The 19,420-nt window shown below is 57.8% G+C and carries 11 protein-coding genes; 5 read left to right on the top strand and 6 right to left on the bottom strand.

Annotated elements, in window-relative coordinates; translation table 11 throughout:
• Positions 1–77: 77 nt before the first annotated feature.
• From ACF8MC_RS11655 to ACF8MC_RS11665, 3 genes are read right to left on the bottom strand one after another with little or no spacing between them, the layout of a single operon-like run.
• Complete coding sequence (locus ACF8MC_RS11655; protein ID WP_049213429.1) at positions 78–344, bottom strand: hypothetical protein; 267 nt, start codon at positions 342–344, stop codon at positions 78–80.
• Positions 341–6,160, bottom strand: coding sequence for a DUF637 domain-containing protein (locus ACF8MC_RS11660; RefSeq protein ID WP_239506354.1), 5,820 nt, complete (start codon positions 6,158–6,160; stop codon positions 341–343). The genes ACF8MC_RS11655 and ACF8MC_RS11660 overlap by 4 nt, the downstream gene beginning before the upstream one ends.
• 60 nt (positions 6,161–6,220) lie before the next feature.
• Positions 6,221–7,888 (bottom strand): ShlB/FhaC/HecB family hemolysin secretion/activation protein, encoded by a 1,668-nt coding sequence (locus ACF8MC_RS11665; RefSeq protein ID WP_049213370.1) that lies wholly within the window; start codon positions 7,886–7,888, stop codon positions 6,221–6,223.
• A 376-nt stretch (positions 7,889–8,264) separates the two neighbouring features.
• On the opposite strand from ACF8MC_RS11665, the gene ACF8MC_RS11670 reads away from it, so the two are divergent.
• Positions 8,265–9,719, top strand: coding sequence for an SIR2 family protein (locus tag ACF8MC_RS11670; RefSeq protein ID WP_049213368.1), 1,455 nt, complete (start codon positions 8,265–8,267; stop codon positions 9,717–9,719).
• Positions 9,716–10,207 carry a TIR domain-containing protein gene (locus ACF8MC_RS11675; protein ID WP_033654571.1) on the top strand — a complete coding sequence of 164 codons (492 nt, stop codon included), beginning with the start codon at positions 9,716–9,718 and terminating at the stop codon, positions 10,205–10,207. The genes ACF8MC_RS11670 and ACF8MC_RS11675 overlap by 4 nt, the downstream gene beginning before the upstream one ends.
• A gap of 69 nt (positions 10,208–10,276) precedes the next feature.
• Here the strand turns inward: ACF8MC_RS11675 and pstB are convergent, their stop codons facing one another.
• From pstB to ACF8MC_RS11690, 3 genes are read right to left on the bottom strand one after another with little or no spacing between them, the layout of a single operon-like run.
• A complete protein-coding gene (pstB, locus tag ACF8MC_RS11680) occupies positions 10,277–11,089 on the bottom strand; it encodes a phosphate ABC transporter ATP-binding protein PstB (protein ID WP_047570992.1) in 813 nt (270 codons plus the stop codon).
• A gap of 28 nt (positions 11,090–11,117) precedes the next feature.
• Positions 11,118–12,767, bottom strand: a complete 1,650-nt coding sequence (gene pstA, locus ACF8MC_RS11685) for a phosphate ABC transporter permease PstA (protein ID WP_033648825.1) — start codon at positions 12,765–12,767, stop codon at positions 11,118–11,120.
• Positions 12,764–14,935, bottom strand: a complete 2,172-nt coding sequence (locus ACF8MC_RS11690) for an ABC transporter permease subunit (protein WP_164105170.1) — start codon at positions 14,933–14,935, stop codon at positions 12,764–12,766. The genes pstA and ACF8MC_RS11690 overlap by 4 nt, the downstream gene beginning before the upstream one ends.
• Positions 14,936–15,331: 396 nt before the next feature.
• On the opposite strand from ACF8MC_RS11690, the gene ppk1 reads away from it, so the two are divergent.
• The 3 genes from ppk1 (at position 15,332) to ACF8MC_RS11705 (ending at position 19,331) form a co-directional block, all read left to right on the top strand.
• Positions 15,332–17,395: a polyphosphate kinase 1 gene (ppk1, locus tag ACF8MC_RS11695; RefSeq protein WP_033648827.1), complete on the top strand. Its 2,064-nt coding sequence runs from the start codon at positions 15,332–15,334 to the stop codon at positions 17,393–17,395.
• A 10-nt stretch (positions 17,396–17,405) separates the two neighbouring features.
• Positions 17,406–18,956, top strand: coding sequence for an exopolyphosphatase (gene ppx, locus ACF8MC_RS11700; protein ID WP_033635528.1), 1,551 nt, complete (start codon positions 17,406–17,408; stop codon positions 18,954–18,956).
• A 192-nt stretch (positions 18,957–19,148) separates the two neighbouring features.
• Entirely contained in the window at positions 19,149–19,331 is a 183-nt protein-coding gene (locus ACF8MC_RS11705) for a YfgG family protein (protein ID WP_004941600.1), read from the top strand.
• Positions 19,332–19,420: the final 89 nt, after the last annotated feature.

Raw genomic sequence — 19,420 nt, forward strand, 5'->3', positions numbered from 1 at the left:
CAGCAGCCTCCATAAACGGTATTATTTACCTATTTATGATGCATAGCACGTTGCTGAAATAGGGGCGAAGCCATTTCCTAACTTATTTCCTTGATAATATTCTGTACGATAGGTGTAACAGCTGCTGTCAATTTTTCATTGTCAATAGTGAAGATCAAAAGTTCAATATCGCTTTCCGCATCAAGTAGCAACTGTCGTAACCATTTTTCCTCTATCGCTACAATACTGTTACCTGCGTTATCTATTTCTGATTGAACTTCAGCCACAGATAGTTTTCCCTCTAAAAAGGCCACACAGGAAAACCTAAGTTTTTTAATTACATCGGGATAAATCCACTCACTCATTTTTCACTCCTACGAAGGATTGTGATTATGATGTTACCATTGTTTTCAGTAACCACACCAATGTCACCAGCCCGATAAATTGTCCTTTGAATACCATTGGATATGCTTGTTTCAGTAACACCTGTTTTAATTACATGTTCAACTATATTTGGAGAAATGGTTTTTCCAGGTCCAATGGTTCCTGCTGGGGAACCTAAGCTTGTTGGTTGCATTCGGTCAACGGCATGTTGAGAGTAAAGACGATCACCTATACGTGCGTATTGACGTCCATCAACTGTTTTTTTCGGATAATTTTGCCAAGAGTCCCACGGAAGTTTCGTCTCACTTTTGGGCATGCGGTCTAGAGCAATTAATGTGTTTTTCTCGGCAGCTTTGGAAGTAGCTTTAAGCGTGTTACTAGTTATTTTTACACCCAGCTTACCTGCACCGGCGGCCCCAGCAAACAGCCCTAGCCCGGCCATCGTCAGTTTACCAAACTCCAGACCTGCACCAAAAGCGCCATCCACGCCGGCATGTTCGTACTTCGTCTTGAATGTCTCGATCCGCCCCAGGTATTCCTGTTTCACACTCTCTCCGATAATCGAGAATCGTTCATCGTTCTTTATCAGAGCTATTAATGCATCCGCGGCCTCGCGTGGATTACTGGCCACGGCGACCAAACCATCCACCGTATCGCTGATTTCAACTGGGATGCCCGAGACTACACCTGCCGCAAAGGCGCCATCCTGGGTATGGCTCGTTATTCCCCAGTTCGCCAACACAACCGCTTTATCGAGCGGCGATTTCGCGGCCGCCAAATCTTTCTCCATCAATTCTTGCTGTTTGTGGCTGAGATAGTTGTATCGGAACGCATTCTCACCACCGGTGGCGCCACTGTAAGCACCATCAGACTTGCCGGTGAAGACTGCGCCTGCGGCTGCGCCCAGCACTCGTGCCATCTGCGCCTGCTGTTCCGATTTCTTCTGCCACTCCTCCGGCTTGATGATATTGTCGCCCAATATCACCCCGGCCAGCTCCGCCGCCAGCGCCCCTGCCGCTGCGCCTTTGGCATTGCCCTTGCCGATTTCTGCGGCCACGCCCGCTAGAACGGCATGGCTTACGGCCCGGCCCGGTATATTGAGAACCTGACCGTTATCCCCGATCAGATTGGCGCCCTCGGCCTGAACCTGGCTGCCGATGTTCGCCAGCAGCGCATTGGTCAGGTTGTCCTTGAAGCTGCCGCCATTGATGGCGGTATTCAGGCTGGAGCTGATGACCGATTGCCCGGCCACCCGCTGCGCCACCTTGCTCCAGTCGCCGTTGCTCAACTGCGGCAGTTTGACGTTGTTTGGATTAAGCGGTTTGCCCGCCGCGTCCTTGCTCCAGCCCATCGCGCTGTCGAAACCGTTGAGCGCGCCGCCGATCGCCATCGCCGTGGCGGTCGCCTTGACGTTTTCATTGCTACCCAGCGCCTGCAGGGTTTTCGACAGGTTGCCCTGGTTCTCCACCAGCGCCACCGCCGCCTGGGAGGCCAGCGAAGACATCCCGGCGGTGACCGCGCCGCTGGTTACCGCCCCGCCGCCCACGGCGCCGGAAACGCTGGAGGCCGCCGTGGCCGCCAGTGAACTGCCTGCGGTCACCGCCGCCGCCGCGATGGCGATCACCGCCGCCACCGCCGGGTTCAGGTGCTGGCTCTTGTAATCCCAGCTGTCGTAAGCGTCTTTGACCTTGCTCCACTGCACGTCGTTGCGCTTGTTCAGATCTTTGACCCAGATGGTGCCCGGCGTATTGCCCAGGGCGTCGATGGCGCTTTGCAGCGCCTGGCCGTTTTTCACCTTCACATCAGCGCTGACGCCCTTGGCGGCCTCTACGGTCAAGGCGCCACCGGTATGAATGCTCGGCAGCACCCACTTATTGTCTTCGTACCCTTTATTGGCCTGCTTGATAAAGAAGCCTTTCGAATTGCTGACGGTCTGTTCGAAAGAGGTGTTTTTCACCGCGCGGAAGTTAACCTGGCCACGGGAGCTGGTCAGGCGTGCGTTTTGTCCAGCGGCGATTTTGCTGGCTTCATAGGTGCTGTCGTCGCGGCTCATCAGCGTGATATTGCCGGCGGCGGTAAACTCGGTAACCTTGTTGGTCACGTCGTGGCGGGTCTGCTTAACCTCGGTTTTCTTGCCCCACCATTTGCGCTTGGTTTCCTTTTTCTCGAAGTGGCTGGACTCTTCCATCGCCTGGGCGTAGAGATAGCCGCCCTTGGCGGCGATATCCATATTGCCGACACGCCGAGCCTCTGCCTGGTTGTGGGCATCGACCTGGGCTTTTTGTTTGGCCTCGTCCGCCCCTTTGCTTTTCGCCTCGTTGCGGGCGGTTGCCAGGCGTGATTGAGCGCCATCGCGATCTTGCGTGGCCTGAGTAAGGCGCTGTTGCGCGTTATTGAACGCTGATTGCTCGGCATTTATTTCATTCGGAAGGATATTCGCACGCTTCTCTTTTTCCAAGAGTTCATGGGTGATGCCGATACCCTCGGCAGCGAGGGCGGCACTTTGTTGCCATAAACCCCAATCGTTAATTTCCATTAACTTGCCATGCTTGGCGGAAAATTCCTGAGTCTTCCTTAAATTATCTGCTTGTCTTTGTCTTAGCGTATCAATGTCACGCTGCAACGTATTAAATTCATTGCTTTTACTGTTTTTCGCTTGTTCAGCCCGGCTCTTGTCCTGCAGAGCCTGATTGATACGCTGCTGTGCATTTTGAAGCTGCTGCTCTGCAATGGCTATCCGACTCCCCCAATCCGTCACCGCTACCGATGGTTTCCAGTTCGCCCCTAATCCTTTAACCACCAGCTTGGTCGCCTGGAACAGAATGCTGCCGCCGGCAATCACCGTCATCAGGCCGCCGGCATTCAGCTCGGTGCCTTGCTGGGTGCGAGTTTCGGTGAACTCGTTGCCGCCCTCGCGGTAAGTGTGATTTTGCACCGCCTCGAAACGCATATCGCCGCCGGAGGTCAGCGTCATGTTGGCGCCGGAGGTCAGCCTAGCGCCGTAAGTCAGCAGTTGGTTATTCGCCGACGCGGTCAGGTTTTTACCCGCGCTGAGGGCTGTGACCACATGGCGGTCGTCTTTGTTGTTGTCGTTGGCGGCATCAATGGCGGAATAGGCCAGGTTCGACAACCATAGATTCTGCCCGGCCAGCAGCGTGATATTGCCGTTAGCGGAGAGCGCGCCGCCCTGGGTGCCGATGTCGCGGGCCGAGTTAATCAGCAAATTGCCGCCGGCGTGTACCCGGCTACCCAGTTCAGGCGTGCGGGACACAGGGAAAAGCGCATTGAATCGGCCGTCAAGTTCACGGTAGTTAAGATCGGCGTTATGGGCGGCTAACAGCGTAACGTCCTTGTCCGCATTAATCTTGGCGCCGCGGAGCGCCAGATAGCCACCGCTATTGAGCAGAACCGAACCCGTTGCCCTCATTTGGCCACTGGCCAACAGCTGGTTGAAGTATTCCTGCCGTTTAGCCGGAGAAACCGGCCCCCCCAATAGCGACCCCTCCAACAACGCGCTGTTTTTTACGATTGCAATGCTGCCGTTAGCCGTCATGGCGATATTGCGACTTTGCGGCGCCAGCAGCGTATTCAGCAACGTAATGGTACTGCCAGCCGTGAGAGACAGATCGCGTGAAGCCTCAAGGCTGCCCAACCAACGCGAACCGTCAGGGCGGAAGTAGTGAGGTTTCTCGCTGGAATGTATCTTTATCTCACCGTTTTTGGCGTTTAGCGTGACGTCCTGCCCTTTCAGCTCACTTTGCCAGGCGTCGATGGCGTTGACCGCCGTCAGAGACAGCTCTTTTCCGGCGGCCAAAATGCCTTGCCCAAGAACAATCCGATCTTCGGCAATCGCGGTGATATTGCCGTCGGCACGAATCGCATCAGTACCGACGATGTTTTTGGCATGCAGCAGAACATTCCGTGCCTTTAGCGACTCTGGCCTGCCGGAGGTGACCACTTCATTCAGCTGATTTTCATGAGGCGTCGGCGTACTGATCTCTATCTTATTTTTAAAATCCGCAGTGAGATTATTGCCGGCGGTAATCGATGATTTTTGCTGCCCCTTTGCTCGCCAGACGACAAGTTCCTGCTGCTTGGTATAAGGCGCTTTTTCCGTGACATACAGCAGATCCCAATCTCCGGGAGGCGCATCTTCGTCACGGGCAAACGCCCCAACGCCAAACGTGTTCGTTCCCAGACGCCAGTACCGATCTTTCTGGCCGAGTTGAATGCTCTTTACGGTAAAATCGTTCCCCGTCAGGATCAGATCTTTGGCCGCGCTGATATTCGACTGATCGTTCCATAACGTTGTCGCGTTGATATAAGCGTTGTTGCCTGAATTTATCACCCCCGGCGCCTGCGATTTCACCAGAAGATACTCGTCTTTCCCCACATTAACCTTGTCGCCTTTCGACAGGTTGATTTCGCCAAACCAACTGCCGATGCCAAAGTCCTTCAGTTCAGGCTCCAGCAGCACAATAGCGTCAACACCTTGCCGTGAGTCGTAATAACTTCCTACCAAGGATTTATTGAACGCTTTAGAGTTAGCGGGAGTATTTTTCCAAACGGCTTGAACCTCTTGCCTGACATTGGTCAAATTCTCCGTGCGTATAACCAAGTCACCGCTGTTGGTCTGAATGCGTGCAGAGCGGTTTTCTATCTGTTTGGCTTTATTCCCCTGAGCGTCTTTCTGAATCCAGAGATTATTGTTGCTATGCAATGCGGTGTTGTCGCCATCACGTAGTGCCACATTGCGTACCGTATCGGCAAACACCCGCATATCGCGATGCGCCGTAACATTGCCGTTGTTATTGAGCGTATCGGCAGCCATTGTCACGTCACGTTCACCGCGCACCTTAACGCCCGATGAGATATGAATTTCCCTGGCGCTGGCGTTCAAGTCTGTCGCTGCCTGTGTATTGCCCAACTCAATCCGCCCGCTAACGCTCAGCGTAATATCCCGCTGTTTGCTGGTGAGGTCTTTCAGGTTAACCCCTACCCCATCCTCATTGGCCACCAGGCGGATTTTGTTGGCGTACATGCCGCCCAGTGCCTTGGTGTCCACCGCCAACACCGGTTTGGCGCCTTCGCCGGCGATCGGCTTGATGGTGCCGTCTTTAAAACTGATGCGGTTAGCGCCCTGGGTCAGCGACAGGTTTTGCGCGTTGATTTTGCCGTTCAGCTCGGTGGCGCGGCTGATGATGTCAACATAGTCGGCGCCGCTGCCGTCCAGCCCTTTACCGCCGATGGTGACGCCGCCTTTTTTCACCTCCAGCGCCTCCAGCGCGCCCTGCTTGTCGAACTGCGGTTTGCCGGTGGTCAGCGTCACGCCCGGCGCGTTGATAAAGCCGCAGCCGTTGCAGGTGATGCCATTCGGGTTGGCGATCATCACGTTGGCTTTGTTGCCGAATACCTCGAGCTTGCCCTGCAGCTCGGAACGACTGCCTCCGGTGACTTCGTTGATGATAAGTTCTGCTGGCTTCCCTTTCAGATTCGGGTTGCCCTTTGCATTCTCAATAGTCACGCCCAGTTGGGTCTTGCCACCCTGGATGGCATTATTCAGCACCGCACCGGGCGTACCGACGTTAAAATCCTTGTAGGTATTGTGCGAAATCCCCGCCCCGTTCGGCGTGGCAATATTCACCACCGGCACGTTGCCCGGTTTCATATGAACCTGGGTATTGCCGTTAGCGGCGGTAATACCGGCGGCGAACGCCGGGTGCAACGGCTGGAAAGCCGTCAGGTAGATCAGCAAATAGCTGGCGCCCCGCGCCAGCGGATGATTGAGCTTATCCATATTCATTCCTTCGAAAGGATGTTGTTTTGAACGCCGAGGCGCTCCTGCTGTGTGCTGGCGTTATAACGTGACGGTGGCTTGCCAGTAGGCCACCCAACGATCCGGTTGCAGGCTGCCTGGGTGCGTCAGCGGTTTACCGACGGTGACCGCCTGATTGAACCAGCGGCCGTTTAACGTCGCGCTTAGCGCCGCGCCGGCGACGCTGCCGCCGTCTATCAGACCGGCGCGCCCCTGCAACCAACCGGCGTCTAACGCGCCGGTGAAAGAAAGCTCTCCCAGCCCCGGCAACGTCCGCCATTGCCAGTTGAGTTCATTGCGCCAGTAGGCGCCGCGATTGCCGGTCAGGTACTGCTCTTTAAAGCCACGCACCGAGTATTGCCCGCCAATGGAAATGCGCTCGCCGGCATACAGGTTGTCTGCGCTGGTTTGCCCATAGGCCGAGGTCAGGTAATAGAGAGAGGGGGCGAGCGGATAAAAGTAGCTGGCGCTGAGGCCAAGCTTGCGGAACTCGCTGCGCGGCGCCCCGTCGCGCTCAGGATCGTCGGCGGTGGCGCCCAGCATGCGCAGCCCGCGGCTTACCGTCGGGTTCAGCGTCATATAGCCGCCGCCCGCAGCCGCACTGTAATTGAGGCCCAGGCTGGCGACGCTGAGCGTCGGGCTGCTGACGCCCAACCGTTCCCCCGCCAGCTTATTTTCCGTGGTACGCCGCGCCAGCCCGATATCGACGGCCAGCTTGCGTTTGCCATCCCGCAGCAACGTGCGGTTGGCGCCCAGACGCTGGGTCTGGTTGTTGCCCTGATAGCGGTAAGCCGCGCCGTTGAACGGCACCCGCTGGAAAAAATCGTTCCAGGCGTACTGGTAACTGAACAGCCAATAGCCGTAGGGTAAGGTGACGCCGCCGTTCAGGCTGCGGCTGCGGTAATGCGGGCTGAAATCGTTATTGCGCGCTGCGGAAAGCGACCATTGATCGGCGAGGCGCAGTGGGTTATCCAGCGTGAAGGCGGCGTTCATCTGCCCGGTGCCGGTGCTTCTCTGGCCGCTGTTATCGGCGCCGAAAGAGAAAGAGACCGGCGCGCGCCGGGCGCCACGCAGCAAAACCACGTTGGAAAAGCCGGGTTGTTCGCCGGGTTGAATATCGATAACCACCTGTTGCGATGGCAGGCGGTTGAGCTGCTCCATGCCCTGCTCAATATCGCGCAGATTCAATACGTCGCCAACCAGGCCGGGAAACGCCATTTTCAGCGCCAGCGTCTGCTCGCCGTTCTGCGTGATGGACTCGATTCGCCCTTCGCTGGCGCTCACGGTCAACACGCCGCGGGAGATATCCTGCTCCTGTAGCCAGGCCTGCGAGGTGACATAGCCGCGTTGCAGATAAGCATTGGTGGTTTCGCGCACCAGACGGTTGATGTGCTCTAGCGTCAGGCAGCGCCCTTGATACGGGCGAACCAGGCTTTCCTTCACCGACCAGGAAAGATGTTCGGCGCCCTGAAAAACGATCTGCCGCACCGGCTGGCAAACCGCCCCTGCGGCGGCCGACACAGGCAGCGGCAAGGCCGGCAACTCAACGTTATTTTGCAGCGCCTCGCGTTGCTGCTGCGCCTGTTCCAGCAACGTTTTCTGCTGCTGGGTAATGCTGTCGCGGTCAGCAGGGCTGGCGATCTCCGCACACCACGCCGGAGCGCAGAGCGCCAAGAGTGCAGGCCAAATCCCGGGCTTCCATGCACACATTTAAACACATCCATTTACGTTAGTTTACATAGCTTATCGAAGTATATACATTTTACACCGACGATCAATGATAATGAGAATTGTTTTTGTTTGATCGGGTTCACAACGTGGTTAAACATCAGGAATATATTTTATCGAGCTTGCCGCCACATTTCCTGATGGCGGATATTATTACCACATGAATTAAAAACCCAAATAATTGCCAATAATAAATTCAAGAGTTAAATAACACGCACAATATCGCTAAAAATAAAAAATAAAGTTTACAAAATTAACCCGCCGTCTTACCGTGATATTTTGTTTAATGCAATTATTCATGAAAGCCATAATTTACAACTAACCAATCAAGAACCTCGAACAATATCAGGATTTCCTAATGCCAGAACGTGATATAGAACTGTTTATTCGTGATTACGTTAATGATATCAAAGCCGGCAGCGCCGCGCTATTTGCCGGCGCCGGGCTGTCCATACCCGCCGGTTTCGTCAGCTGGAAAGAGCTTATCGGTGATATCGCTTATGAATTGGGGCTGGATATAGAAAAAGAAAGTGACCTTATTTCTCTGGCTCAATATCATCTCAATGAAAAAGGCAACCGGCATAAGATAAATCAAAAAATAATTACAGAATTCGCTGAGCAAGCGGAAGAAACTGAAAATCATCGGATCATTGCCAGATTGCCGATAGCGTCACTCTGGACAACCAACTACGACGATCTGATTGAAAAAACCTATGCCCGTTATAATCGCGTCTGCGACGTTAAAACCACGCCGGAAAGTCTGACCAACAATATTCACAAGCGCGATGTTGTCTTATATAAAATGCATGGTGATTATAGAACCCCCAACCAGGCGATTATCACCCGCGAACAATACGAAACTTACTCCCGTACACACCTTCCTTTTATCAACATGCTGATGGCGGAGTTGACCGCCAAAACCTTCCTGTTTATCGGTTTCAGCTTTGAAGACCCCAACCTGCAATACGTATTGAGTCGCCTTTACGCGCAGTACGGCGAAGGGAAAAGAAACCACTACTGCATCATGCGGCGCGTTCAGGCTGGCGACAGCGGCAGCGAGGATCAGGCGTCTTATGATTACAACAGCCGAAAACAAAGCCTGATGATCAACGATCTGCGCCGTTACGGCATTCAAACGCTGCTGGTGGAGGACTATCGGCAAATCACCGACCTGCTGTATGCCATCGAAACGCAATTCAAGAAAAGCACGGTGTTTATCTCCGGCAGCGCCGACAACTACCACCCCTATGCCCGTGAAGAGTCCATCCAGTTCATACACCGCCTGGCGCGCCTGCTTATCCGCAAACAGTACCGCATCGTCAACGGCTTCGGTTGGGGCGTGGGCACGGCGGTGATCAACGGCGCATTGGAAGCCATTTACGCCAGCGGGGGGAAAATCAGCGAAAGCCAGCTGGTATTGCGCCCTTTCCCCCAATTCGCCAGCGGGAGCATTACGCTGCCGGCACTTTGGCACGAATACCGCCAGAACATGATTTCGCTCAGCGGCATCGCGGTTTTTTTGTTCGGCAACAAGCGTAACGCCGAAGGCGAATGCGTGCTGGCCGACGGTTTATTGAAAGAGTTCCACATCGCTGCGGAACAAGGCTGCGTCTGCATTCCTATCGGTTGTACCGGCGGCGCATCCGCCGAGATCTACCGAAAAATCAAGGAGGAGATGAAAGACACCCTCTATCACCGCCATCCCGTCGCCATGAACCTGCTGGATCAACTTAACGAGCCGGGCAGCCTGGCGGAGAAGAAAACATGCCTGTTGGCACTTATCGATATCATTACTAAGGATAATCCTCGATGACCAGAAAATGTTTTTACAGTTTCCATTATGAGCCGGACAACTGGCGCGCTTCTCAGATACGCGAAATGGGCTCGCTGGAAGGTAACCGGCCGGCCACGGATAACGATTGGGAGGAAGTGAAAAAAGGCGGTGACGACGCCATCGCCGCTTGGATCAAAGGCCAGTTGGACAATCGGAGCTGCGCTGTGATTCTCGCGGGTAAAGATACCGCCAATCGCAAGTGGATCAACTTCGAAATCTGTGAAGCCTGGAAGAAAGGCATGGGCGTGCTGGTGGTGTATATCCATAACCTGAAAGACAGCGCCGGCGAACAAGCCCGAAAAGGCAACAACCCGTTGGATCATATCAAGCTGGGGGATAGAAAGCTTTCCGGAATCGCCAAAGCCTATGATCCGCCTTATTTGACCAGCACCAATGTCTATAATCACATCAAGGAAAATCTGGCGGAGTGGGTAGAAGAAGCGATCCGCATTCGCGAAAATTACTGACGGCCGCCCTAAAGACGAAAGGCTGCATTATCCCGCAGCCTTTCGTTCGCTAGGGGTGCGGCACGTCGCTCACCCATACCGCCCGGTAATATAATCCTCGGTGCGGCGCTGGCGCGGCGAGGTGAAGATGGCGTCGGTATCGTTGTACTCCACCAGCCGCCCCTGATGAATAAAAGCGGTGTAGTCGGAGACGCGCGCTGCCTGCTGCATGTTGTGCGTCACCAGCACCACGCTGTAACGCTGTTTCAGCGCGGAAATCAGCTCCTCGATGGTCAGCGTGGAGATCGGATCCAGCGCCGAGGTCGGCTCGTCGAGCAGCAACACTTCCGGCTCGATGGCGATGGCGCGCGCGATCACCAGGCGCTGCTGCTGGCCGCTGGACAAGCGGAACGCATTTTCACGCAGCCGATCCTTCACCTCATGCCACAGCGCGGCGGCGCGCAGCGAACGCTCCACCGCTTCATCCAGCAAGCGCCGGTCGCGCACGCCCTGCAGCCGCAGGCCGTACACCACGTTTTCATAGATCGATTTCGGGAACGGGTTCGGCCGCTGGAACACCATGCCCACCCGCCGCCGCAGCGCCGCCACGTCAATCTGCGCGCCGGAGATCGTCGTGCCGTTCAGCTGCAGATCGCCCTCGATGCGGCAGTTGTCCACCAGATCGTTCATGCGGTTGAAACAGCGCAGCAGCGTCGATTTGCCGCAGCCCGAAGGGCCGATCAGGGCCGTCACCCGGTGCTTCGGAATGCGCAGCGAAATGTCGTGCAGCACCTGTTTGTCACCATAAAACAGGTTCAGTCCGTTGACCGCCAGCGCGGTCTGTTCATCGTCGAGATGCTGGACATCCAGCCGGGGCAAACTGCCTGGCGTCATCAAACCCATTACGCACTCCCCAAAAATAGCGTCATTGTTACTGCGACCATGCTCGGTACCGCTCCCTCAGCGAATGGCGGATACCCATCGCCGCCAGATTCAAACTCACCACGATCGTCACCAGCAGGAAGGCGGTGGCGAACACCAGCGGCCGCGCCGCCTCTACGCTCGGGCTCTGGAATGCCATATCGTAGATCTGGAAGCTCAAATGCATAAACTTCCGTTCCAGGTGCAGATACGGGAAAATCTCGTCCACCGGCAGCACCGGCACCGATTTCACTACCCCCACCAGCATCAGCGGCGCGGTCTCCCCGGCGGCGCGCGCCACCGCCAGAATCAGGCCGGTCATCATCGCCGGCGCCGCCATCGGCAGCACGATGCGCCACAGCGTCTCGGCCCGGCTGGCGCCCAGCGCCATCGAGCCCTGCCGCAGCGAGGTGGGAATGCGCGACAGCCCTTCCTCGGTGGCGACGATCACCACCGGCAGCGTCAGCAGCGCCAGCGTCAGCGCCGCCCACAGCACGCCGGGCGTGCCGAAGGTCGGGTTGGGCAAGGATTCAGGATAGAACAGCTGGTCGAGCGTGCCGCCTATCATATAAACGAAAAAGCCGAGGCCGAAGACGCCGTAGACGATCGAGGGCACGCCGGCCAGGTTGACCACCGCGATACGGATCACCCGCGTCAGCAGATTGTTGCCGGCATACTCGTGCAGATATACCGCCGCGATCACGCCAAACGGCATCACCACGATCGACATCAGGATCACCATCAACACCGTGCCGAAAATGGCCGGGAACACCCCGCCTTCGGTATTCGCCTCGCGCGGGCTGTCGGTGAGGAACTTCTTCACCTGCTCGCCCCAATGCGCCAGCTTCTCGCTGGTGTTCATGGCGTTCGGGTACCAGGCATCGCGCACCTGGCTGAGCGGAATGGTCAACGTCTGGCCATGCATATCGCGCAGCAGCAGCGCATCACGTTGGCGATCGCGGTTCAGCCCCGCCAGGCGTTCGGACAGCAGCTGGTATTGCCGCTGCAGCTCCAGCCGCTCGGCCTTGATGGCGTCCTGCGCGCGGGCGTCCAGCTTATCGTCGCGCTGCAGGCGCTTTTCCCGCAGCCGCAGCGCGTCAAACTGCTGATTAATGCGCGCCATATCGCGAAATTGAATGTCGTGCGCCTGGCGCGAGAGCGCGGCAATTTGCGGCAGCCGCTGCTGCAACGCCTGCCCCAGATTGCGGCCGGTCAGCGGTTGTCCGTCCTCCAGCAGCCCCGCCAGATAGCCGTAAGCGGTGCCGTGGCTGTCGCGCTCCAGCACCAGCAGGCTGCGCGGCGTGCTTTGGCTGCCGATGTCGCTGGCCAGCAAGGTGCGGAAATCCTGCCCTTCACGCTCGCGGTTACCGACCTTGATCAGATAGCGTTCGACGCTTTGCGCCTCGCCCGGCGGCGTCACACCCGCCTCCGTCAGCTGGCGGCGCGAAATGCTTTGCTGCTGGTACAGCTCGCCGATCACCGTCACCGGCCCGGCGCCGTTCTGATTCAGCTCGAACTGATAAACCGGGCTCGGCCAGAAATAGCGCATCCCCTGCCCGGCCAACAGCAACAGAATGCCGATCAGCGCCAACAGGCTGACGGCGACCGAACCGGCGGTCAGCCAAATCCACGGCGATCCGCTCTTCACCCAGTTCTTCATGGCGCCTCCTGATTCGGCGTGTAGCGCTTACGCAGCCGCAGGCGCACCGCCTCCGCCAGCGTGTTGAACACGAAGGTGAAGATAAACAGCACCAATGCGGTCAGGAACAGCACGCGGTAATGGCTGCTGCCGGAGACCGCCTCCGGCATTTCGATGGCGATATTGGCCGCCAGCGCTCGCAGCCCCTGGAACAGGCTGCCGTCGATAATTGGCGTATTGCCGGTGGCCATCAGCACGATCATGGTTTCCCCCACCGCGCGGCCAAAGCCGATCATCAGCGCGGAGAAAATCCCGGCGCTGGCGGAAGGCAGCACCACCTTGATCACCGTCTGCCATTGGGTGGCACCCAGCGCCAAAGAGCCCTGGCTCAGGGTAGCCGGCACGCTGAACAGCGCGTCCTCCGCCAGCGAGAAGATGATCGGCACCAGCGCGAAGCCCATCGCCACGCCCACCACCAGCGCATTGCGCTGGTCGTAATTATCCCCCAGCCAGAAATGCAGCGGCTCACCGAACAGCGCCGCCTCCAGCCGCGGCCCCAGGCTGAGCGCCAGCCACACCGTCAACGCCAGCAGCGGCAACAGCAACAGCAGATCGACACCTGGCCGGCAGCGCGGCATAAAGCGGTGGGTCAATGCGCCGCACAGCAGCACCGCCGCCGCCAGCAGCAGCGGCAACGCCAGCACCGCCAACAGGTATTGCTCGATGATCGGCGCCAGCCAAATGCCGGCCACCAGCCCGATCACCACCGTCGGCAACGCGCCCATCACTTCGATAGCCGGTTTGATCACCCGCCGCAGCCCCGGCGTCATAAAATAAGCGGTATAGATAGCGCCGGCCAGCGCCAGGGGAATGGCGAACAGCATCGCGTAAGCCGCCGCCTTGAAGGTGCCGAAGATTACCGGCATCAAACTGAATTTGGGTTGGTAGCTGTCTTCACCGGAGGTGGACTGCCAGACGTAGGCCGGCTGCGGGTAGTTCTCATACCACACCTTGCCCCACAGCGAACGCCAGGTGACGTCCGGATACGGATTGTCGAGCGCATAGCGCTGCCAGCCCTGCGCGCTCTCCAGCAGCAGGCCATCGCCGCGCGGCGCGAACGCCATCTGCCGCACCTCGGCGCCCAAGCGGGCATTCAGCAGCGGCTGCGGCTGAATGGCGGAGAACAGCGAAAAACCGCCGTCGGGCCGCAGAGTGGCGAACACCCGGCGGTAAGGCTCGGCCACCGTCAGCTCCCGCCCGTCGGCGCCGTGGTCGAAATGCTGCACCGGCGTCAGGCGCCAGCGCTGCTCTTTTTCTACTTCGAACCACTCGCGCAGATTGCCGTCGGCGCCCTTGATCAGCAGCGCGCTGCCGCCTGGCAGCGCCGTCATCTGATACGGGGCATGTTCGCCAAGGGTACGCGTTTCACGCAGCTGCAGCTGCGCGCCGTCGATCTGATAACGCGCCAGCCGGTTGCCGGTCAGCAGGTAAAGCTGGCGGCCATCCGGCGTCAGCACCAGCTGCTCTCCGTCGTGTTCCAGCGGGCGCTCGCTGAACTGCGGCGGCCGGTCGGGGCTGAAACGGCCGAACACCAGGCGCCGATCGTCGGTCACCCCGGCCAGCAGATACTGCCCGCGATGCGCATCCGCCAGCGTCATCAGTTTCAGCGGCTTGCGCTGTGGATCCAGCGCCAACGGCTGCTGCCCGAGCGGGAACAGCCACTGCGGCCGGCCGGTCTCCGCCGTCGCGAAATCCGCGCGCGCCACCACCAAGCGGCCGTCGGCCTGCGCCAGCGCAAACAGATCGCGCTCTCCGGCGGCCTGCGCGAGCAGCGCCGGCTTGGCCAACAGCGTCTGCTGCGCCAGCGGCGCCTGGGGCTGGCCGTTCGGGGTCGGCGTCAGGCGATAAAATTGCCCCGCGCCCTGCGCGTCAATGCGGTAACCGACGCGCTGCTGCACGTCCATGCCCAGCGCCAGCGCCGGGGCCGACGCCGCGATCGGCAGCGGCTGCGCCTGGCCGAGCGAGGCCGGTTTGAACAGCGGCAGCACCGCAAACAGCAGATAAACGAAGATCAGCATCAACGTCATCAGCACCATCAGCCCGCTGGCGGTCACTGCCGCCTGCACGCCGCGGTCGATGCGCCCGCGCATGCGATCTCGGGGATGTTGATTGGCCGTCGTCTGTGTCATGTGTCTCGCTGTCGCTGATGTAATCGGGCTTGCGCCGTAAGATAACCGGGCATCTTATGTCAGTTTTATGACGTTTGCATGACAAAGTTACCCTGCTTTGCCCAGGTTTTTTACACTGCAAACAGACAATATGGCGTCGGTATATTGCTGAAAAATGACCGTAAACACGCTTAATGTCACTAAAAATGAGCCTGCTAATCGTCATTTCATGCTACTCACTTCACTGCCGGGCGTCCCGCCTCGGCGAAAATTTATTGCCGCCGAAAAATGCCGCGCGCCAACGCAATGGATATGTTGGACTTTCCTGTCAATCTCTCGCAATAATGATCCAGGACACTAGAGCGGCATCCGGGCGCTGCGTCCCGGATCCTATTCTAAATTTGAACTGGAGTGGCAATGGGTCAGGAAAAGCTCTACATCGAAAAAGAACTAAGCTGGTTATCCTTTAATGAACGCGTGTTGCAGGAAGCCGCAGATAAGAGCAATCCCCTGATTGAACGTATGCGTTTTCTGGGCATTTACTCCAACAACCTCGACGAGTTCTATAAAGTCCGCTTCGCCGATCTCAAACGGCGCATCCTGATCAGCGAAGAGCAAGGCTCCGCCGGCGCCTCGCGCCACCTGCTGAAAAAGATCCAGGCCAAGGTGCTGAAAACCGATCAGGAGTTCGACGGCCTGTACAACGATCTGCTGCTGGAAATGGCGCGTAACCAGATCTTCCTGATCAACGAACGCCAGGTGTCCGAGAACCAGCAAATCTGGCTGCGGCAATATTTCAAACAGCATCTGCGCCAGCACATCACGCCGATCCTGATCAACCACGACACCAACCTGGTGCAGTTCCTGAAAGACGATTACACCTATCTGGCGGTGGAGATCATCCGCGGCGCGCGCATCGACTATGCGCTGCTGGAGATCCCGTCCGACAAGGTGCCGCGCTTCGTCAATCTGCCGCCGGAAGCGCCGCGCCGCCGCAAGCCGATGATCCTGCTGGACAACATTCTGCGTTACTGCCTGGACGATATCTTCAAGGGCTTCTTCGACTACGACGCGCTCAACGCCTACTCGATGAAAATGACCCGCGACGCGGAGTACGATCTGGTGACCGAAATGGAATCCAGCCTGCTGGAACTGATGTCCTCCAGCCTGAAACAGCGCCTGACCGCCGAGCCGGTGCGCTTCGTGTATCAGCGCGACATGCCGAACGAAATGGTGGAACTGCTGCGCGGCAAGCTGGGCATCTCCAACTACGATTCGGTGATCGCCGGCGGCCGCTACCACAACTTCAAAGATTTCATCAGCTTCCCGAACGTCGGCAAGGCCAACCTGGTCAACAAGCCGCTGCCGCGCCTGCGTCACATCTGGTTCGACGGTTTCCGCAACGGCTTCGACGCCATTCGCGAAAAAGACGTGCTGCTCTACTATCCGTACCACACCTTCGAGCACGTGCTGGAGCTGCTGCGCCAGGCGTCGTTCGATCCAAGCGTGTTGGCTATCAAGATCAACATCTACCGGGTGGCGAAAGATTCACGCATTATCGAATCGATGATCCACGCCGCGCACAACGGCAAAAAAGTCACGGTGGTGGTCGAGCTGCAGGCGCGCTTCGACGAAGAAGCCAACATTCATTGGGCGAAGCGCCTGACCGAGGCCGGCGTACACGTGATCTTCTCCGCGCCGGGCCTGAAAATCCACGCCAAACTGTTCCTGATTTCACGCCGTGAAGGCGATGAAATTGTGCGCTATGCTCATATCGGCACCGGCAACTTTAACGAAAAAACCGCGCGCATCTACACCGACTATTCGCTGTTGACCGCCGACTCACGCATCACCAACGAGGTGCGTCGGGTGTTCAACTTTATCGAGAACCCCTACCGGCCGGTCACCTTCGACAACCTGATGGTGTCGCCGCAGAACTCGCGCCTGAAGCTGTATGAGCTGATCGACAACGAAATCGCCAACGCCCAGGCGGGGGAACAGGCCGGCATTATGTTGAAAATTAATAATCTGGTGGATAAAGGGCTGGTAGATCGGTTATATACCGCGTCCGGCGCCGGCGTGAAGATCCGCCTGCTGGTGCGGGGCATGTGTTCCCTGATTCCCAACCTGCCGGGGATCAGCGACAATATTCAGGTGATCAGCATCGTCGATCGCTTTTTGGAGCACGACCGGGTTTACGTTTTCGACAATAAAGGTGACAAACGGGTGTATCTGTCCTCCGCCGACTGGATGACCCGCAACATAGATTACCGTATCGAAGTGGCGGTATCGCTGCTGGATCCGGCGCTGAAACAGCGCGTTCTGGACATTCTGGAGATCCTGTTCAGCGATACGGTCAAGGCCCGTTATGTGGATAAAGAACTGAGCAACCAGTACGTGCCGCGCGGCAACCGCCGCAAAGTGCGTGCCCAGGTGGCTATTTACGAGTATTTAAAAGCTCTGGAACAACCAGGACAGTAGGCCAGCAACTATGCCGCTAAAAAACACTGCAACGAACAAACCGCAGGAAATCGCCGCCATCGACCTCGGGTCGAACAGTTTCCACATGGTGATCGCCCGCGTCGTCAACGGCGCCTTACAGGTATTGGGCCGTTTAAAACAGCGGGTGCATCTCGCCGACGGATTGGACAGCAACAACGTACTCAGTGAAGAGGCGATAGAACGCGGCCTGGCCTGCCTGGCGCTGTTTGCCGAACGGCTGCAGGGCTTCCCGGCGGATAACGTCACCATCGTCGGGACGCACACCCTGCGTCAGGCGGTGAACGCCGAAGTGTTCCTCAAGCGCGCCGCCAAAGTGATCCCCTACCCGATCGAAATCATCGCCGGCCAGGAAGAGGCGCGTCTGATCTTCATGGGCGTGGAGCACACTCAGCCGGAGAAAGGCCGCAAGCTGGTGATCGACATCGGCGGCGGATCCACCGAGCTGGTGATCGGCGAAGACTTCGAGCCGCTGCTGGCGGAAAGCCGCCGCATGGGCTGCGTCAGCTTCGCCCAGCTGTTCTTCCCGGGCGGCGAGATCAGCAAAAACAACTTCCGCCGCGCGCGGCTGGCGGCGGCGCAAAAATTGGAAACGCTGGCCTGGCAGTACCGCATTCAGGGCTGGCAGTACGCGCTGGGCGCCTCGGGCACCATCAAGGCCGCCCACGAAGTGCTGGTGGCGATGGGGGAAAAAGACGGTCTCATCACCCTGGATCGCCTGGAAATGCTCGCCGAACAGGTGCTGCAGTTCAAAAGCTTCAGCTCGCTGAGCCTGCCGGGGCTGTCGGAGGATCGCCAATCGGTGTTCGTGCCGGGGCTGGCTATCCTGTGCGGCGTGTTCGACGCGCTGGCGATCCGCGATCTGCGCCTGTCCGACGGCGCGCTGCGCGAAGGCGTGCTGTATGAAATGGAAGGCCGCTTCCGCCATCAGGACATCCGCAGCCGCACCGCCAAGAGCCTGGCCGATCATTACAACATCGACCGCGAACAGGCCAAGCGGGTGCTGGAAACCACCGAGCTGCTCTACTCGCAGTGGATGGCGCAAAACACCAAGCTGGCGCATCCGCAGCTGGAAGCGCTGCTGAAATGGGCCGCCATGCTGCACGAGGTGGGGCTAAGCATCAACCACAGCGGCATGCACCGCCATTCGGCCTACATTCTGCAAAACTCCAACCTGCCTGGCTTCAACCAGGAACAGCAGCTGCTGCTGGCGGCGCTGGTGCGTTTCCACCGCAAGGCGATCAAGCTCGAAGAGCTGCCGCGCCTCAACCTGTTCAAGAAGAAGCACTACCTGCCGCTGATCCAGCTGCTGCGTCTGAGCACCCTGCTCAACAACCAGCGTCAGTCGACCACCACGCCGGAAACGCTGCGCCTGACCACCGACGACAACCACTGGACGCTGCGCTTCCCGGCCGGCTACCTGGCACAAAACAACCTGGTGCAGCTCGATTTCGAGCGCGAGCAGGCCTACTGGAACGACGTCGTCGGCTGGAAGCTGCTGATCGAAGAAGAAGGCTCGCAAAACGAACAGCGCTCCGCCTAGCGCTCCGCCTGATCCCCCCCCCCTGCCAGACAGGGGGTTTTTCTTTCCGCCCTCGCCCCGTCAACCTAAACGAAGCCCTAATACACCGCCCCGCACGCCGGAAAAAAATGGACAACTTTTGTCATCAGCGCCTAAAATCCGCTTACAAATTCTCGAGTGAATAACACAGGACACCGGCATACCGGGTGATATATGCGCAAGAAAACCACCGGACAGATGACGAAGATAGTGTTGTTTATCAGCTTTATCATTTTAGTCGGCCGACTGCTGTACGCCGCCGTGGTGGCGGTGCCTCATCATCAGGAAAAAAAGCAGGCCGCTGCGCAAAACGCCGCCGAAGTCAGCGCGCCGCAACAGGACGCCTCCTCTGAATAACCGCCGCACCCCGGCCGTTTCATAAAAATGACGCCGGCACCCGCTATGCTCTATCTTTTAATGAGCCTGCGTCAGGAACGCCGAGCGCC

Origin of the sequence: Serratia sp. LACPHL-BACT-2024-00286, assembly GCF_043109535.1 — a bacterium.
Taxonomy (GTDB): Bacteria; Pseudomonadota; Gammaproteobacteria; order Enterobacterales; family Enterobacteriaceae; genus Serratia; species Serratia sarumanii.